This is a genomic window from Salinisphaera sp. RV14 (assembly GCF_052044135.1).
Lineage (GTDB): Bacteria > Pseudomonadota > Gammaproteobacteria > Nevskiales > Salinisphaeraceae > Salinisphaera.
The window spans coordinates 83,765-97,919 of sequence record NZ_JBQDYF010000004.1; the positions used below are offsets into that span (position 1 = coordinate 83,765).

Annotated in this window: 14 protein-coding genes; 7 read left to right on the forward strand and 7 right to left on the reverse strand. The window is 66.5% G+C overall.

Annotated elements, in window-relative coordinates; all coding sequences use genetic code 11:
• Positions 1 to 43: 43 nt before the first annotated feature.
• From ACS8Y6_RS06150 to ACS8Y6_RS06165, 4 genes are all read left to right on the forward strand, one after another.
• On the forward strand, positions 44 to 970 hold the full coding sequence (locus ACS8Y6_RS06150; protein ID WP_440855195.1) for a carbohydrate ABC transporter permease: 927 nt from the start codon (positions 44 to 46) through the stop codon (positions 968 to 970).
• Positions 967 to 1,803, forward strand: coding sequence for a carbohydrate ABC transporter permease (locus ACS8Y6_RS06155; protein ID WP_440849886.1), 837 nt, complete (start codon positions 967 to 969; stop codon positions 1,801 to 1,803). The genes ACS8Y6_RS06150 and ACS8Y6_RS06155 overlap by 4 nt, the downstream gene beginning before the upstream one ends.
• Positions 1,804 to 2,152: 349 nt before the next feature.
• Positions 2,153 to 3,262, forward strand: coding sequence for an ABC transporter ATP-binding protein (locus ACS8Y6_RS06160; RefSeq protein ID WP_440855196.1), 1,110 nt, complete (start codon positions 2,153 to 2,155; stop codon positions 3,260 to 3,262).
• 64 nt (positions 3,263 to 3,326) lie between these two features.
• Entirely contained in the window at positions 3,327 to 4,811 is a 1,485-nt protein-coding gene (locus tag ACS8Y6_RS06165) for a mannitol dehydrogenase family protein (protein WP_440849888.1), read from the forward strand.
• A 175-nt stretch (positions 4,812 to 4,986) separates the two neighbouring features.
• Here ACS8Y6_RS06165 and ACS8Y6_RS06170 read toward each other — a convergent pair whose 3' ends face one another.
• From ACS8Y6_RS06170 to ACS8Y6_RS06190, 5 genes are all read right to left on the reverse strand, one after another.
• Positions 4,987 to 6,033 (reverse strand): 3-oxoacyl-ACP synthase III family protein, encoded by a 1,047-nt coding sequence (locus ACS8Y6_RS06170; RefSeq protein WP_440849889.1) that lies wholly within the window; start codon positions 6,031 to 6,033, stop codon positions 4,987 to 4,989.
• A 152-nt stretch (positions 6,034 to 6,185) separates the two neighbouring features.
• Positions 6,186 to 6,485: a rhodanese-like domain-containing protein gene (locus ACS8Y6_RS06175; RefSeq protein ID WP_440849890.1), complete on the reverse strand. Its 300-nt coding sequence runs from the start codon at positions 6,483 to 6,485 to the stop codon at positions 6,186 to 6,188.
• 133 nt (positions 6,486 to 6,618) lie between these two features.
• A complete protein-coding gene (locus tag ACS8Y6_RS06180) occupies positions 6,619 to 6,900 on the reverse strand; it encodes a DUF6587 family protein (RefSeq protein ID WP_440855197.1) in 282 nt (93 codons plus the stop codon).
• Positions 6,897 to 8,744: a ferrous iron transporter B gene (gene feoB / locus ACS8Y6_RS06185; protein ID WP_440849892.1), complete on the reverse strand. Its 1,848-nt coding sequence runs from the start codon at positions 8,742 to 8,744 to the stop codon at positions 6,897 to 6,899. Before feoB ends, ACS8Y6_RS06180 begins: the two co-directional genes overlap by 4 nt.
• Positions 8,741 to 8,983 carry a FeoA family protein gene (locus ACS8Y6_RS06190; RefSeq protein ID WP_440849893.1) on the reverse strand — a complete coding sequence of 81 codons (243 nt, stop codon included), beginning with the start codon at positions 8,981 to 8,983 and terminating at the stop codon, positions 8,741 to 8,743. Before ACS8Y6_RS06190 ends, feoB begins: the two co-directional genes overlap by 4 nt.
• A gap of 156 nt (positions 8,984 to 9,139) precedes the next feature.
• On the opposite strand from ACS8Y6_RS06190, the gene ACS8Y6_RS06195 reads away from it, so the two are divergent.
• Genes ACS8Y6_RS06195 through fhuB form a run of 3 tightly spaced genes read left to right on the forward strand, consistent with a single transcriptional unit; the run spans position 9,140 to position 12,824 of the window.
• Entirely contained in the window at positions 9,140 to 9,907 is a 768-nt protein-coding gene (locus ACS8Y6_RS06195; protein WP_440849894.1) for an ATP-binding cassette domain-containing protein, read from the forward strand.
• Positions 9,908 to 9,933: 26 nt separating this feature from the next.
• Complete coding sequence (locus ACS8Y6_RS06200) at positions 9,934 to 10,851, forward strand: iron-siderophore ABC transporter substrate-binding protein (RefSeq protein WP_440849895.1); 918 nt, start codon at positions 9,934 to 9,936, stop codon at positions 10,849 to 10,851.
• On the forward strand, positions 10,848 to 12,824 hold the full coding sequence (gene fhuB / locus ACS8Y6_RS06205) for a Fe(3+)-hydroxamate ABC transporter permease FhuB (RefSeq protein ID WP_440855198.1): 1,977 nt from the start codon (positions 10,848 to 10,850) through the stop codon (positions 12,822 to 12,824). The genes ACS8Y6_RS06200 and fhuB overlap by 4 nt, the downstream gene beginning before the upstream one ends.
• Positions 12,825 to 12,833: 9 nt before the next feature.
• On the opposite strand, the gene ACS8Y6_RS06210 is transcribed toward fhuB, so the two are convergent.
• Both ACS8Y6_RS06210 and fhuF read right to left on the reverse strand, forming a co-directional pair.
• The gene (locus ACS8Y6_RS06210) at positions 12,834 to 13,022 is read right to left on the reverse strand and encodes a hypothetical protein (protein WP_440851053.1); all 189 of its coding nucleotides are present in this window, start codon (positions 13,020 to 13,022) and stop codon (positions 12,834 to 12,836) included.
• A 121-nt stretch (positions 13,023 to 13,143) separates the two neighbouring features.
• Positions 13,144 to 13,932: a siderophore-iron reductase FhuF gene (gene fhuF, locus ACS8Y6_RS06215; protein WP_440851052.1), complete on the reverse strand. Its 789-nt coding sequence runs from the start codon at positions 13,930 to 13,932 to the stop codon at positions 13,144 to 13,146.
• Positions 13,933 to 14,155: the final 223 nt, after the last annotated feature.

Genomic DNA, 14,155 nt, shown 5'->3' on the forward strand with positions numbered 1-14,155 from the left:
CACTGTCGTTCAACCCGGCCATCCCGATGAGGACGTTTGACTCGTGGCATCCGTGACAACCCAAACCCCAGCCGCAGACGCCGCCAAACGCGAAAAGGCGAAGCGTGCGCCGGCAAAATGGTTGCTGGCTCCGGCCGTGATCTTCCTGCTGGTGTGGATGATCGTGCCGCTGGGCATGACGCTGTACTACTCGTTTCGCAACTACAACCTGATGATGCCCACAATGACCGGGTGGGCGGGCATCACCAATTACAGCATTCTGTTGACCGACCCGACGTTCTGGAGCGCCCTCCGGGTGACGCTGTTGATCGTGGTGTGCTCGCTGATCGTCACGGTCGGCCTGGGGCTTGCCTTCGCCTTGCTGTTCCACCGCAATTTCTTCGGCCGTGGCGTGGCGCGTACGCTCGCCGTGGCCCCGTTCTTCGTCATGCCGGTGGTGACCGGCCTGATCTGGAAGAACATGCTCTTTCATCCGACCTTCGGCCTGCTGGCCTGGCTATTCCGACAGTTCGGGGCCACGCCGATCGACTGGCTCGCGCATCTGCCGCTGACCTCGATCATCATCATGATCAGCTGGGAATGGACGCCGTTCGCGATGCTGGTGCTGCTGACCGGGCTGCAATCCCTGCCCGAGGATCAACTCGAGGCCGTGCGGCTGGACGGTGCCAACAAGTGGCATGAGTTCCGGCACATCGTGATTCCGCATCTGGGCCAGGTGCTTTACGTGGTGGTGATGCTGGAGTCGATCTTCTTTCTGACCTCGTTCGCCGAGATCTATACCACCACCAGCGGCGGGCCCGGCACGGCGACGACCAACCTGCCGTACTACATCTTCCAGGGCACGTTCGCCCAGTACGACATCGGCATGTCTTCGGCGGCGGCGATCGGCGCGGTCATTCTCGCCAATATCTTCGCCATATTCCTGATCCGGTTCGTGGCCGGCAATCTCAACGCGGGAGACAACCGATGAGTGCTGCAACAAGCAAGCCGTCGTTGGGCGGTATCGCGCTCGGCGTGCTCGGCTGGGTCGTCGCACTGCTGATGTTCTTTCCGATCGCGTGGCTGCTGCTGACGTCCTTCAAGACCGAGGCGGAGGCGTTCACGGTCACGCCGCATCTGTTCTTCACGCCGACGCTGCAGAGTTTCGAAACCGCGCTTTCCCAGGGCGGCGGCTATTGGCATTACGCCTGGAATTCAGCCATTACCTCGGTGGTCTCGACCCTGATCGGGCTCGTGCTGACCGTGCCGGCGGCCTATGCGATGGCGTTCTATCCGTCCAGGCGCACCGATTTCACGCTGGTGTGGATGGTCTCGACCAAGTTCATTCCGGCGGTCGGCGTGCTGATCCCGATCTTTCTCGTCTACAAGAATATCGGCCTGCTGGACAACGTCTGGGGCCTGATCGCGCTGTATACGGCCATGAACCTGCCGATCATGATCTGGATGGTCTATTCCTATTTCCGCGACATCCCGAAGGATCTGGTCGAGGCGGCCGACATCGACGGCGCAAGCATGATGCAGACCATGATTCGGGTGATCCTGCCGCTGGCCACCCCCGGTCTGGCCTCCACCTGTCTTCTGGCACTGATCCTGGCGTGGAACGAATCATTCTGGTCGATCACGATGACCAACTCGCATGCGGCCACGCTGGCCGTGTTCATCGCCTCGTTCAAGTCCGCCGAAGGCATGTTCTGGGCCAAGATGTCGGCCGCCTCGGTGCTGTCGATCGCCCCGATCGTGGTGCTCGGCTGGTTCGCCCAGCGACAGATGGTCCGCGGCCTGACGTTCGGGGCGGTGAAGTAACCCCCGCAGGTCGTTTGACGCAGGCGGTCCACCGAAAGATCCGAATACAACCAAGACGAAGACACATCCGCAGATCGACGCAGATGCACGCAGATCGAAGACAGACAGGAAGGCATTCATCCGCAGATTACGCTGATTTCGCAGATTTGAAGACAGGAGGTTAGGGCGGTAGCGATTCGGCGTTTCCCGCTCGGGCTGGCGCCGGCCGCGGTGGCAGCGATGCCTCCAGCCCATCCATCATCGCCAAGCCCATCTGCGTAAATCTGCGTCGATCTGCGGACAGAAATGCCTGGTTTCATTAGTGGCAACCGGCACCGATCTGCGGACAGAAAGTTAAAGAGGAAGAACCATGGCAGTCGTAGAACTCAACAACGTCGGCAAGCGCTATCCGGGCTCGGACGACCTGGCGGTGAAGGACTTCAACCTCGTCACCGAAGACGGCGAATTCGTGGTGTTGGTGGGCCCGTCGGGCTGTGGCAAGACCACCACCATGCGCATGATCGCCGGGCTGGAGGAACACACCGAAGGCGAAATCAAGATCGGCGATCGCGATGTCACCGGCGTGGCGCCCAAGGATCGCGACATCGCCATGGTGTTTCAGAGCTATGCCCTGTACCCGCACATGACCGTGCGCGACAACATGGCCTTCTCCCTCAAGCTCAAGAAATACGACAAGGCCGACATCAAGAAGCGCGTCGACGACGCGGCCGAAGTACTGGGCATCACCGCCCTGCTGGATCGCAAACCCCGGGCCCTGTCTGGCGGTCAGCGCCAGCGTGTGGCGCTGGGCCGGGCCATCGTGCGCCAGCCGCAGGTGTTTTTGATGGACGAGCCGTTGTCCAACCTCGACGCCAAGCTGCGCGTCGACATGCGTGCCGAGATCGTCAAACTGCACCGCAAGCTCGGCGTGACCACCTTCTATGTCACCCACGATCAGACCGAAGCCATGACCATGGGCCAGCGCATCGCAGTGATGAAGGACGGCATCGTCCAGCAGATCGATTCCCCCAACAACCTCTACCAGCATCCGTCGAACGAGTTCGTGGCCGGCTTCATCGGCACGCCGTCGATGAATTTCCTCGATGCCGGGATCGGCGATGGCCGGGCCACCGGCCCGGACTTCGAGCTCACCCTCGACGCGGCCCGCGGCGATGCCGCGGGCGAGCGCTCGCGCGTGCGCATTGGCATCCGGCCGGAGCATCTGCATCTGGCCACTGGTGATACGGCGTCATGTCGCCTGTCCGGCAGTGTCGAAGTGGTCGAACCGCTGGGCTCGCTCACCATGATCCAGGTGAAGGTGGGCGAGAGCACGCTCACCGCCCAGATCGAACCGCACCAGCAGGTGGCCATGGGCGACGACGTCACGCTCACCTGCGCTGCCGACAAGCTGTATCTGTTCGATCCGGAATCCGAGGCCGCGTTGATCGGCATCGATTCCGGTGTCGCCGACGGCCATTAATTCAAACGACCCGGAATGCCGGCACGCCCGCGGGGGAGGGTGTGTCGCTCCGATGGAGACTGTCATGCCCGCATTGAACAACGCCGCGCTCGCCGCAATCGACGCGTCCATACCCAGGCCAGGCTACGACCGCAGCCAGGTCGCCACCGGCATCGTCCATTTTGGCGTCGGTGGTTTTCACCGCGCGCACCAGGCGATGTATCTCGATGCGCTGATGAACGATGGCAAGGCACTTGACTGGGGCATCTGCGGCGTCGGCGTCATGCCGAGCGACAAGCGCATGGCCGACGTCATGGCCGCCCAGGACGGCCTTTATACGCTGGTTCTGAAGCATGCCGACGGCACCTACGAGCCGCGCGTGATCGGTTCCATCGTCGACTACAAGTTCGCGCCAGACGATCCGGAAGACGTGATCGAGACCATGGCGGCCGAAACCACGCGCATCGTGTCGTTGACGGTGACCGAGGGCGGCTACAACTTCCACCACGTCACCGGCGAATTCAATTTCGACAACCCGGACGTCAAGCACGATCTGGCCGACGGCGCGATGCCGAAGACGACCTTTGGTCTGGTGACCGAAGCCTTGCGCCGACGGCGTGAACGGGGCATCACGCCGTTTACGCTGATGTCTTGCGACAACATCCAGGGCAACGGCGACGTGGCGCGCAAGATGTTCACGGCCTACGCCAAAGCCAAGGATGCCGATCTCGGCGCCTGGATCGACGACAACGTGCAGTTCCCGAACTCGATGGTCGATCGCATCACGCCGGTCACCACCGACGCCGACCGGGCCGAAGTACGCGATCGTTTCGGTATTGAAGATGCCTGGCCCGTGGTCTGCGAGCCATTCACGCAGTGGGTGCTGGAAGACCACTTCAACCTGGGGCGCCCGCCCTACGAGGACGTGGGGGTACAGATCGTCGACGACGTCATGCCCTATGAGCTGATGAAGCTGCGCCTGCTCAATGCCAGTCACCAGGCGCTGACCTATTTCGGCTACCTGGCCGGCTATCGTTATGCGCACGAAGTCTGTCAGGACCCGTTGTTTGCTGATTTCCTGATGGACTACATGACCTGCGAGGGACAGCCGACGCTCTCGCCCGTGCCGGGCGTGGATCTCGAGGACTACAAGCGCACGTTGATCGCGCGTTTTTCCAACCCCGAGATTCGCGACACGCTGGCCCGGCTGTGCGCCGAGTCGTCGGATCGCATCCCGAAATGGCTGCTGCCGGTGATTCGCGAACAGCTCGCGGCGGGCGGTGAGATCAAGCGTTCCGCTGCTGTCGTGGCGAGCTGGGCACGGTATGCCGAGGGCGTCGACGAGGCCGGCGAGCCGATCGAGATCGTCGACCGCCTGGCCGATGAACTCAAGGCCATCGCGCAGCACAACCGCGACAACCCGACCGCATTCATCGAAAACCGCGAATTGTTCGGCGATCTGATCGACGACGACCGTTTCGTCGCCGCCTATACCGATTCGCTCGAACGTTTGCATAACGACGGTGCGCGCGCCGCCGTCGAGGCCCTAACCCGGCACAAGAATCGATGATTTTTCGGGTTACGCGCTCGGTGGGCTTAGACCGCCAGGCGGAAAAAATCCGGCCTCGATGCCGGATTTTCTTCGTGCCGTAGTGCCCCGCCCTGTACCCGCGAATCCGCGGGTACGGCATTGCGCGTGCCGTGTCGCCCGGGCGCCGTATCCAGCCCGGCGTCGGCGGTAACGCTCAGTCCTGCTCGCTCAGCAGAAAATCCGACGGCAGGCGCACGAGTGTCGCGCCCCAGGACAGCCCGACACCGAAGCCGACCAGCAGGACCAGCGCCCCGGGGCCGATCTGGCCGGACAGCGTGGCGCGTTTCAAGGCGATCGGCACGCTGCAGGAGACCGTGTTGCCGATGTCCTCCATGCAGACCACGAATTTCTCTTTCGGCAGCTTAAGCCGTGAGCGGATGCCGTCGAGCACCATGGCGCTGGCCTGATGCGGTACGACCGCATCGACGTCATCCAGCGTGATCCCTGCCTTCTCGCAGGTCTCGTGGACGGCCCTGGGCACTTCGCGCAGCGTGAATTCGACCACGGCACGGCCGTTCATGAAGATGTTGTGGTCGGAGCGCACGTTGCCGTGGCGGTCCGTGTATTCCTGCGCCGGGTTATGCGCGGCGCGGCGGCGCATGCCGCTGGTCGGCACGATCAGGTCGTTGGCGCCCGAGCCGTCGGTGCCATAGACGAAGGGCCCGATCTTGGGATCGCCCTCGGCCGCACGGTCGGTAAGCAGCGTCGCGGCCGCCGCGTCGCCGAACAGTGCGCGCACGCTCTTGTCGCCCGGGTGCACGAACTTGCTGTAGGTATCGGCGGTGATCAGCAACAGCCGTTTCGCCTGTCCCGACTCGATCAACGCCTTGGCCACGCCCAGCGCATAGATATAACCCGAGCAGCCCAGGTTGATGTCGAGTGCCCCGATGTGTTGGCTGAGCCCCAGGCGTTGCTGGACCAGACAGGCCGTGGTCGGCGCCAGATAGTCCGGCGTCTGGGTGGTGAAAATCAGGTAGTCGATCTCGGCGCGGTCGATCCCGGTCTTGTCGAACAGGCGCTCGGCGGCGACCACGCCGAAATCCGAGGCACACTCGTCTTCGCTGGCCACGTGCCGGGCACGAATCCCGGTTTTTTCGGCGATACGTTCCAGCGGCCAGTTGGGGAAGCGCGCGGCGATCTCCTCGATCGATTCCGTGCGCGCCGGCAGCATGTATTCGATGGCGTCAATGACAGCAGGCATCGGACCTCGCTTTGCACATGAACGGGTGGAACGGTCGGTCACACGATCGGCCGCCGGCGAGAATCGGGCCGCCCGGGCGGGAGGTCCGACCCGTCAGAGTCGCACAATATCCGGGTGAACGCGTGCGACGTCAACGCCTGGGCGGGACGAGCCTATTCCGTCGGGTATCCTGCGCCAGCCCAGTCGGCGAAACCGCCCCGCATCGCGCGCACATCGGTGTAGCCGGCCGCGCGAAGCACGTCGGCGGCCCGTTCGGCGCGGGCGCCCGCCTTGCAGTAGGTCACGATCGGCGTATCCGGGGCCACATCCACGTCGGGGTCGCTCGATATCCGCGTGACCGGATAAAACAGCGCCCCGGCGACATGACCGGACTCCCATTCATCCTGTTCGCGCACATCGATGAGGGCGGCGCCGTCCTGCTGAGCCGCACGCGCTTCGTGATGATCGATCATGTCGCAATCTCCAATTGGTTCCGATTGCACATAACTGGTGTCGTGGGGGGCCGGAATCAAGGCCCGCCCGGGCCTCGCGGCGTGGCACGGGCAGGGCCATACCGGCCGCATGGGGCCGATGTCTGGCGGGGATCTAGCGTTCCGAGCGGGTCAGGCGGGCCTTGAGATCACAGCCGCTGCAGGCGGTGCAGCCGCCGCTGTCGCAGCCACTGCTTTGCGCCCGCAGCCCCGGCGTCAGGCGGCGGGCGATCGCCTGCCGCCAGCCGGCGGTGTCCGGCGTTGGTGCCACATGGTGGGCCGCGATCATGCGCAGCCGATGCGTGGCCCGGGGGGCGAACCGGTGGGCGACCTGCAGCACACAGAAGCCTCCCACCAGCGCCAGCAGCAGCGCCTGAATGATCGCGAACGCACTCATAGACCACCGCCCAGGGCCGCCGCGATCTGATATGTCGCCAGCGAGGCCAGATACGCGAGGCCGAACAGATAGCCCAGGGCAATGAACACCACCCGCCAGGAATTGGTTTCGCGCCGCATCACGGCCAGCGTCGAAATGCATTGCGGGGCGAATACATACCACGCCAGAAGCGATAACGCCGTCGCCAACGACCATTGCTGGCCGATCAGCGCGCCGAGCTGATGGCTGATGCCGGCGGTGTTGCCCGACATCGAGTACACCGTGCCCAGCGCCGAGACCGCGACCTCACGGGCGGCCATGCCGGGCACCAGTGCCACGCAGATCTGCCAGTTGAAGCCCAGTGGGGCCAGCAGGTAGTGCAGGTAATGGCCGATGAATCCGACCACACTGTATTCGATCGCCGGCCCGGTCGCGCCGGCCGGCGGCTGCGGGAAACTGGCCAGAAACCACAGCAGCACGGTCACCGTGAAGATGATGCCGCCGACCCGCTTGAGAAAGATCAGCGCACGCTGCCACAGACCGAGCGCGACATCGCGCGGGTTGGGCATCCGGTAGGCAGGCAATTCCATCAGCAGCGCATGGTCGGAACTGTCACGGCGTACATATTTCATGACAAACGCCACGACCATCGCGCCGACGATACCGAACACGTACAGGCCGAACAGCACGATGCCCTGCAGGTTGAACAGGCCCAACACGCTGCGATGCGGGATGAAGGCCGCGATCAGCAGCGTGTAGACCGGCAGGCGGGCCGAGCAGGTCATCAACGGCGCGACCAGAATCGTGGCCAGCCGGTCGCGCGAGTCGGCCATGCTGCGCGTGGCCATGATGCCGGGTATGGCGCAGGCGAAACTCGACAGCAGCGGGATGAAGGCGCGGCCGGTCAGGCCCACCTTGAACATCAGCCGGTCCAGCAGAAAGGCGGCCCGCGGCAGATAGCCCGATTCCTCGAGCATGAGGATGAACAGAAACAGGATCAGGATCTGCGGCAGGAATACCAGGACGCCGCCGACGCCGGCCACGATGCCATCGGCGACCAGGCTGTGCAGGGCCGAATGGGCCGGCAACAGGCTCGCCACGGCGCCACCGATGCCAGTCACGCCCGCATCGATCGCATCCATGACGGGGGTGGCCCACGAGAACACGGCCTGGAAGATCAGGAACATCAATATCGCGAGGATGGCGGGGCCGGCCACCGGGTGCAGTGTCCAGGCATCGATCCGGTCCTCGATCGTGGGCCCGCTCCGGGCCAGCCGAACCGTTGTATCCATCAACACGCGCGCGGCGGTATGGATGTCGGTGTGTTCGATGCGCGGGTTCGGCGGCGCGGGCGGCGCACCGTCCAGATGCGCGATCAGGGCGGCCGCGCCCTCGCGATGCACGGCCACGGTCTCGATCACCGGCACCCCGAGTTCGGCGGCCAGGCGCTCGGTATCGATCTCGATGCCGCGCCGGCGGGCCGCGTCCATCATGTTCAAGGCCACGATCATGGGCCGGCCCAGGCGCGCGACTTCCAGCACGAAACGCAGATGCAGCCGCAGGTTGGTCGCGTCGGCCACGCACACGATCACATCGGGTGCGGCCTCGCTGGCATGCGTGCCGGCGCAGATCGACGCCGTGATCGCCTCGTCGGGGCTGGCCGCCGCGAGGCTGTAGGCGCCGGGCAGATCGAGCACATCGAATTCGCGGCCGGCGCCGGTGGTCATGCGTCCGCTCTTGCGCTCCACCGTGACGCCCGCGTAGTTGGCCACCTTCTGCCGGCTGCCGGTCAGACGGTTGAACAGGGCGGTTTTGCCACAGTTGGGGTTGCCGACCATGGCGATGCGGGCGACGGCGGTAGTCATGGTGATTCGGGCTCGACGGTGATACGGGCGGCCTCGATGCGGCGCAGCGCAAAGCGGGTACCGCCGATGCGCACCAGCAGGGGGTCGCCACCAAAAGGCGCGCGCGCCACGATCAGCACCGGCTCGCCGGGGATGAAACCCAGATCGCGCAAGCGTTGAGCGATCGGGTCATCGCTGCGCGTGTCGCGAATGGCGGCCACGCGCGCCGGGCGATTCTTGGCGAGTTCGGTGAGCTGCACGGATGTATTTTAACTGAGAACCATTTGCATTATAAGCGATATGGTGCGCGCGATACCCGCCACGATGCAATGCACGTTATTGATAATCATTCGTATTAATATTATTCTGCGTCCGTCCAATCACGACGTAGGCCATGCGCGCAGTCGGAGAAGCCGATGTTCGAAGTCAATTCCTGCCGGTTCGAGATCGGGGGGCGCTGTCTGTTGGCGGCGTCGGGCCTGCGCTTCGACGAGGGCCGGGTTTACGGGCTGATCGGCCACAACGGCTCGGGCAAGTCGACGCTGCTCAAGCTGCTGGCGCGCCAGCAGTGCGCCAGTTGCGGCGAGATATGCCTTAACGGCCGCGCCGTCGATAGCTGGGGCCAGCGCGAGTTCGCCCGCAACGTGGCTTATCTGCCGCAGCAGCTGCCGAGCGCGGCGAGCCTCACGGTGCGCGAGCTGGTCGCCTTCGGACGCTATCCGTGGCACGGCTTGCTGGGCCGCCTGTCGTCGAACGACCACGCCCAGATCGAGCGCGCCATGGCCATGACCGATACCGCCGAATTCGCCGATCGCATGGTCGATACCCTGTCGGGCGGCGAGCGCCAGCGGGTGTGGCTGGCCATGCTGCTGGCCCAGGGCAGTCGTTTCCTGTTGCTGGACGAGCCGCTGTCGGCGCTGGATATTGCGCATCAGGTCGACACGCTGTCGCTGATCCGCAGGCTCTGCCGCGATCTGGGCGTCGGCGTGATCATCGTGCTGCATGACGTGAACATGGTCTCGCGCTACTGCGATCAGCTGGTGGCCCTGCGCGACGGCCGCCTGCTGGCCCAGGGCACGCCGGCCGAGCTCATGGACGACGCCACGCTCGAGGCCATCTACGGCATCCGCATGCGCGTGCTGCCCCATCCGACCGACCACCACCCGATCGCCGTCGTTCAGTGAGGTCCGGGCTGTCCGGCGTCCGACGGATGGCGGCGGTGGTCGCCCGCCTTGCGCTCGCTGGCCTGCTCGCCATCGGCATGACGACGACCGCAACCGCGGCTGACGCGAACGCCGCGCCGCGGCTGGCGACCCTCGACTGGGGCATCGCCCAGAATCTGACCGCCATGGGCGTGCCGCCGATCGCGGTGGGCCAGACCGCCGGGTACGCCACCTGGGTGGGCGCGCCGGCGCTGCCCCCGGCCACGCGCAATCTCGGCCTGCGCGGGCAGCCCAATCTCGAATTGTTGGCGCAGCTCGACCCGGACCGGATTCTCATCACGAAGCTGTATGCCGCAATCGAACCCAGGCTCGAACAGGTGGCGCCGGTGAGCACCGTGGATGTCTACTTCCGGCCCGGCGACGTGTGGCACAACACGCTGGCCGCGGTGAAAAAACTGGGGCGCATCGCGCATCGACCGGATGCCGCACGGGCCCTGATCCGGCGGACCGAGCAGCGCATCCACCAGGCGGCCGCACGCCTGCCCGCCGCTACCGCGCCGCTGCTGGTGGTCCAGTTCTCGGATGCCCGGCACGTGCGGGTGTTCGGCCAGCGCAGCCTGATCCAGGCGACGATGCAGCGCATGGGGCTGGCCAACGCCTGGCGGGGCGCAACCACCCGCTGGGGCGTGGCCGAGGTGCCGTTGTCGCGTCTGGCCGCCATCCAGACCGGCCGGGTCGTGGTGGTGGGCCCGGTGCCGGTCGGGGTGACCGACAAGATCGCCGCCAGCCGGCTCTGGCAGCGTCTGCCCGTGGTGCGCAATGCGCCCGTGGTGTATATCCCGGGCGTCTGGAGTTTCGGCGGGCTGCCGTCGGCGAGCCGCTTCGCACGGCAGGTGTCCGCCGCGTTGCGCGCGGCACCGGCGACGGGTCCGGGCTGGCCGCAAGCACAGGACGCGGCGTCATGAAAGTGCTGACGATGGCCCCGGCCCGGTTGTGCGCGGGCGCGGCCCTGATCGTGGCCGGCCTGGCCATGGCCGCGCTGCACGCGGTGGCCGGCAGCGACTGGGCGGGCGGATTCGTGCATCCGAATCCCGACGACATGACCCAGATTCTGGTGCACGACAGCTGGCTGCCGCGATTGACGGTGGCGCTGATCGGCGGCGCAGGGCTGGCGCTGGCCGGCGTGCTCATGCAGCAGACGCTGCGCAATCCGCTGGCGGCGCCGACCACGCTGGGCGTGGCCAGCGGGGCCCAGGTGCTGCTGCTGGTGGCGACACTGTTCGCGCCCGGGTTGCTGACCTACGGCCGCGGTGCGATCGCGTTCGTGGGCGGCGCGCTGGCGGTGGCGCTGGTGTTCGCACTGGCCTGGCGGCGCGGGCTCGCGCCCGCGGTGCTGGTACTGGCCGGGCTGGTGGTCAACCTGTATCTCGGCGCGGCTTCCCTCGCACTCATTCTGTTCAACCAGGACAAACTGCACGGGCTGATGATCTGGGGGGCCGGCTCGCTGGCCCAGAACAACTGGCAGGATGCGCTGCATCTCGCGCCGCGGCTGGCGCTGGCGGCGGCGGGCGCCGGTGTGCTCGTGCGGGCGCTCGCGGTGCTCGATCTCGACGAGGTGAATGCCCGCAATCTCGGCGTTTCGTTGCCGTGGCTGCGTCTGGCCAGCCTCGGGCTTGCCGTGTTCATCACCGCCAGCATTGTATCGGCGCTGGGCGTGATCGGTTTCGTCGGGCTGGCCGCGCCGGCGATCGTACGCCTGGTCGGGGCGCGGACGCTGGGGGCGCGCCTGTTCTGGGCACCGGTCTTCGGCGCCCTGCTGCTGGCCGCCACCGACCTGTTGCTGCAGCTCATCGCCGGCAGCCAGGCATCGCTGATCCCGACCGGGGCCATCACCGCGGCGCTGGGTGCGCCCCTGCTGCTATGGCTGGTGCCGCGCCTGTCCGCCGGCCGCGGCGCGCCACGCCCGAGCGTCGCGCCCCCGGCCCCGCGGCGAGCGGCACCGTGGCGCTTGATCGGGCGGTGCGCGATCGTGGTGGCCGCGATGGCGGTGATCGCGCTGCTGGCCGGGCGCGGCCTGCATGGCTGGAACGCGCCGTTCGCACTGCCCTGGTCGGAAACCGGCGCCTGGCGGGCGCCGCGCGTGCTCGCGGCGGGCATGGCCGGCATGCTGCTGGCACTGGCGGGCACCATCATTCAGCGCGTGTCGGGCAATCCCATGGCGAGTCCCGAGGTGCTCGGCGTGAGCGCCGGTACCGGCATGGGCCTGCTGGCATTGATCTGGTTCGTGCCGGCCGCGGGCACGCTGGCCCTGCTCGGGGCCGGCACGCTCGGCGCGCTGGCGACGCTGGCCCTGCTGATCGCGATCAACGCCCGTGCGGGCTTCGAGCCGCAGCAGCTTTTGCTGACCGGCATTGCGGTGATGTTCGCCTTCGACGCGATCCAGCGCATCGTGCTCGCCGGCAACGATCCGCGCAGCCAGTCGATGCTGGCGTGGATCTCCGGCTCCACCTATTACGTCGACATGGGCACGGCGGGAGTGATTTCGGCGGTCGGCGTGGTGCTCGTCGCGCTGGCCTGGCCGCTGGCGCGCTGGCTCGATCTGCTGCCGCTCGGCGCGTCGGTCGCGCGCGCGCTGGGGATCAACGTCACCCTCAGCCGGCTGGTGCTGCTGGGGCTGGTGGCGGTGCTGACCGCCGCGGCCACGCTGGTGGTCGGCCCGCTGTCGTTCGTTGGCCTGCTGGCGCCGCATCTGGCCCGCATGGCGGGCCTGGCCCGGGCGCGAACGCATATGGCGGGGGCGATGGTCTTCGGCGCCCTGTTGATGATCGCGGCCGACTGGGTGGGCCGGCAGATCCTGTTCCCGGTCGAGATTCCGGCCGGGCTGGTGGCCACGCTGATCGGTGGCAGCTATTTCATGTGGCGGCTGCGGCGGATCTGACGACGGTTTTCAGTCGCGCTTGCGGCAATACTCGATTGTGCCGCCGAAGCGCAGGGTCTGCGGGCCGTCGGCGAAGAAATGATCGACCGAATCACGGGGCCATTTCTCGATCGCCGCGAACGTGCGGCCGGCGCGATCGGCTGCGGCGATGGCGTCGCTCTGGCTCGTCAGATAGGCCACGAAGGCATCGTGGGTCATGGTGCGGGCGCAGATCGAACACGAAATGATGGCCGAGCGCGCCCTGGGCCATGCTTGCGACCGCCGGCAAAGGCAGGCGGTAATCCCGAACAATCAGGCGAAACAGGTCCATGGGCGCGGCTCAGGCGCGGTCGGGCGCCTGGCCCGCCGGCTTCAGGGGACGCGCGGCGTTCGCTTCGCCGGCCTCCGGATAGGTAATGGCGCGGGGGCAGTTGGCGCACAGGGGCAGCGATGGATCGAGGTCGCGCACACAGCACAGCCGCCGACATTCGCGGGTCGGCGCGCCCTCGCCGTCGTGCGCACCCGCCGCCAGCGGCTTGAATGCGGCATGAAACGGGTTGGGGCCGCCGTCGGGCCGCGCGGGCGAATCCAGCAGCGTGCGCGCCGGTGCCAGCCCGCCGGGCTCGGTCCGGTGCTGTTCGGTGAGCTGGTCGAGCACCCACGCGTAGTACACCGCGCCATTGGCGCCGAACACGCGGGGCGACAGCCGGCAATCGGCGGCCAGCGCCGACGCCAGCGGTGTCATGACGGCGTCGATCAGGGCGCTCATGTCGCCCGGCGCGGGCGCGCCGAGTGGGTCGTGATCGAAGATGAAGTGCGCGATCGTGCCGTCTTCGCGACAAGACACGCGCCAGCGGGCCGGGTCGAGATCGAGCCGGCGGCCGGTGGCGCATTGAACCACCACCACCGGGATGATCAGTCGGGCAAAGAAGAACTTCGACCACTCGCTGGCCGCGGCCCGTCGATCGGTCAGCGCGCGCGCCGCGGCAAACCGGGGCAGCACTGTATCCAGCGCGTCGCCGCAAACCAGGGCCCGACCCGCGATGACCGGCCCGCCCGCGGGCACGGCATCGCGACAGAGCGCGTTCGCTGCGAATTCGAACCGGCGGGGGAAAAAGCGCGCGTACATGCCGCCTGCAATGCTGTCGCGTAAATGCGAATGGTTATCGATACGGTAACGCGCCCGGTCCGTCGAGGAAAGCGTGTCAGGCGGCGCGATCGATCCCGCCCACGCCGGGCACCGTGTCGCCAATTCTGACATGTCGTCTTGTCAGAATTGGCGGGCGTTGCTATGTTGCCGTCAGAACGCGCGCGAGCGCCGCGCCGCACTGATGCCATTCGTCCGATGGAGG

Excerpts from the sequence above, each read along its gene's own strand:
- ACS8Y6_RS06155 (WP_440849886.1), top strand. The coding sequence starts at position 967 with ATGAGTGCTGCAACAAGCAAGCCGTCGTTGGGCGGTATCGCGCTCGGC.
- ACS8Y6_RS06160 (WP_440855196.1), top strand. The coding sequence starts at position 2,153 with ATGGCAGTCGTAGAACTCAACAACGTCGGCAAGCGCTATCCGGGCTCG.
- ACS8Y6_RS06165 (WP_440849888.1), top strand. The coding sequence starts at position 3,327 with ATGCCCGCATTGAACAACGCCGCGCTCGCCGCAATCGACGCGTCCATA.
- ACS8Y6_RS06170 (WP_440849889.1), bottom strand. The coding sequence starts at position 6,033 with ATGCCTGCTGTCATTGACGCCATCGAATACATGCTGCCGGCGCGCACG.
- ACS8Y6_RS06175 (WP_440849890.1), bottom strand. The coding sequence starts at position 6,485 with ATGATCGATCATCACGAAGCGCGTGCGGCTCAGCAGGACGGCGCCGCC.
- ACS8Y6_RS06180 (WP_440855197.1), bottom strand. The coding sequence starts at position 6,900 with ATGAGTGCGTTCGCGATCATTCAGGCGCTGCTGCTGGCGCTGGTGGGA.
- feoB (WP_440849892.1), bottom strand. The coding sequence starts at position 8,744 with ATGACTACCGCCGTCGCCCGCATCGCCATGGTCGGCAACCCCAACTGT.
- ACS8Y6_RS06195 (WP_440849894.1), top strand. The coding sequence starts at position 9,140 with ATGTTCGAAGTCAATTCCTGCCGGTTCGAGATCGGGGGGCGCTGTCTG.
- ACS8Y6_RS06200 (WP_440849895.1), top strand. The coding sequence starts at position 9,934 with ATGGCGGCGGTGGTCGCCCGCCTTGCGCTCGCTGGCCTGCTCGCCATC.
- fhuB (WP_440855198.1), top strand. The coding sequence starts at position 10,848 with ATGAAAGTGCTGACGATGGCCCCGGCCCGGTTGTGCGCGGGCGCGGCC.
- ACS8Y6_RS06210 (WP_440851053.1), bottom strand. The coding sequence starts at position 13,022 with ATGACCCACGATGCCTTCGTGGCCTATCTGACGAGCCAGAGCGACGCC.
- fhuF (WP_440851052.1), bottom strand. The coding sequence starts at position 13,932 with ATGTACGCGCGCTTTTTCCCCCGCCGGTTCGAATTCGCAGCGAACGCG.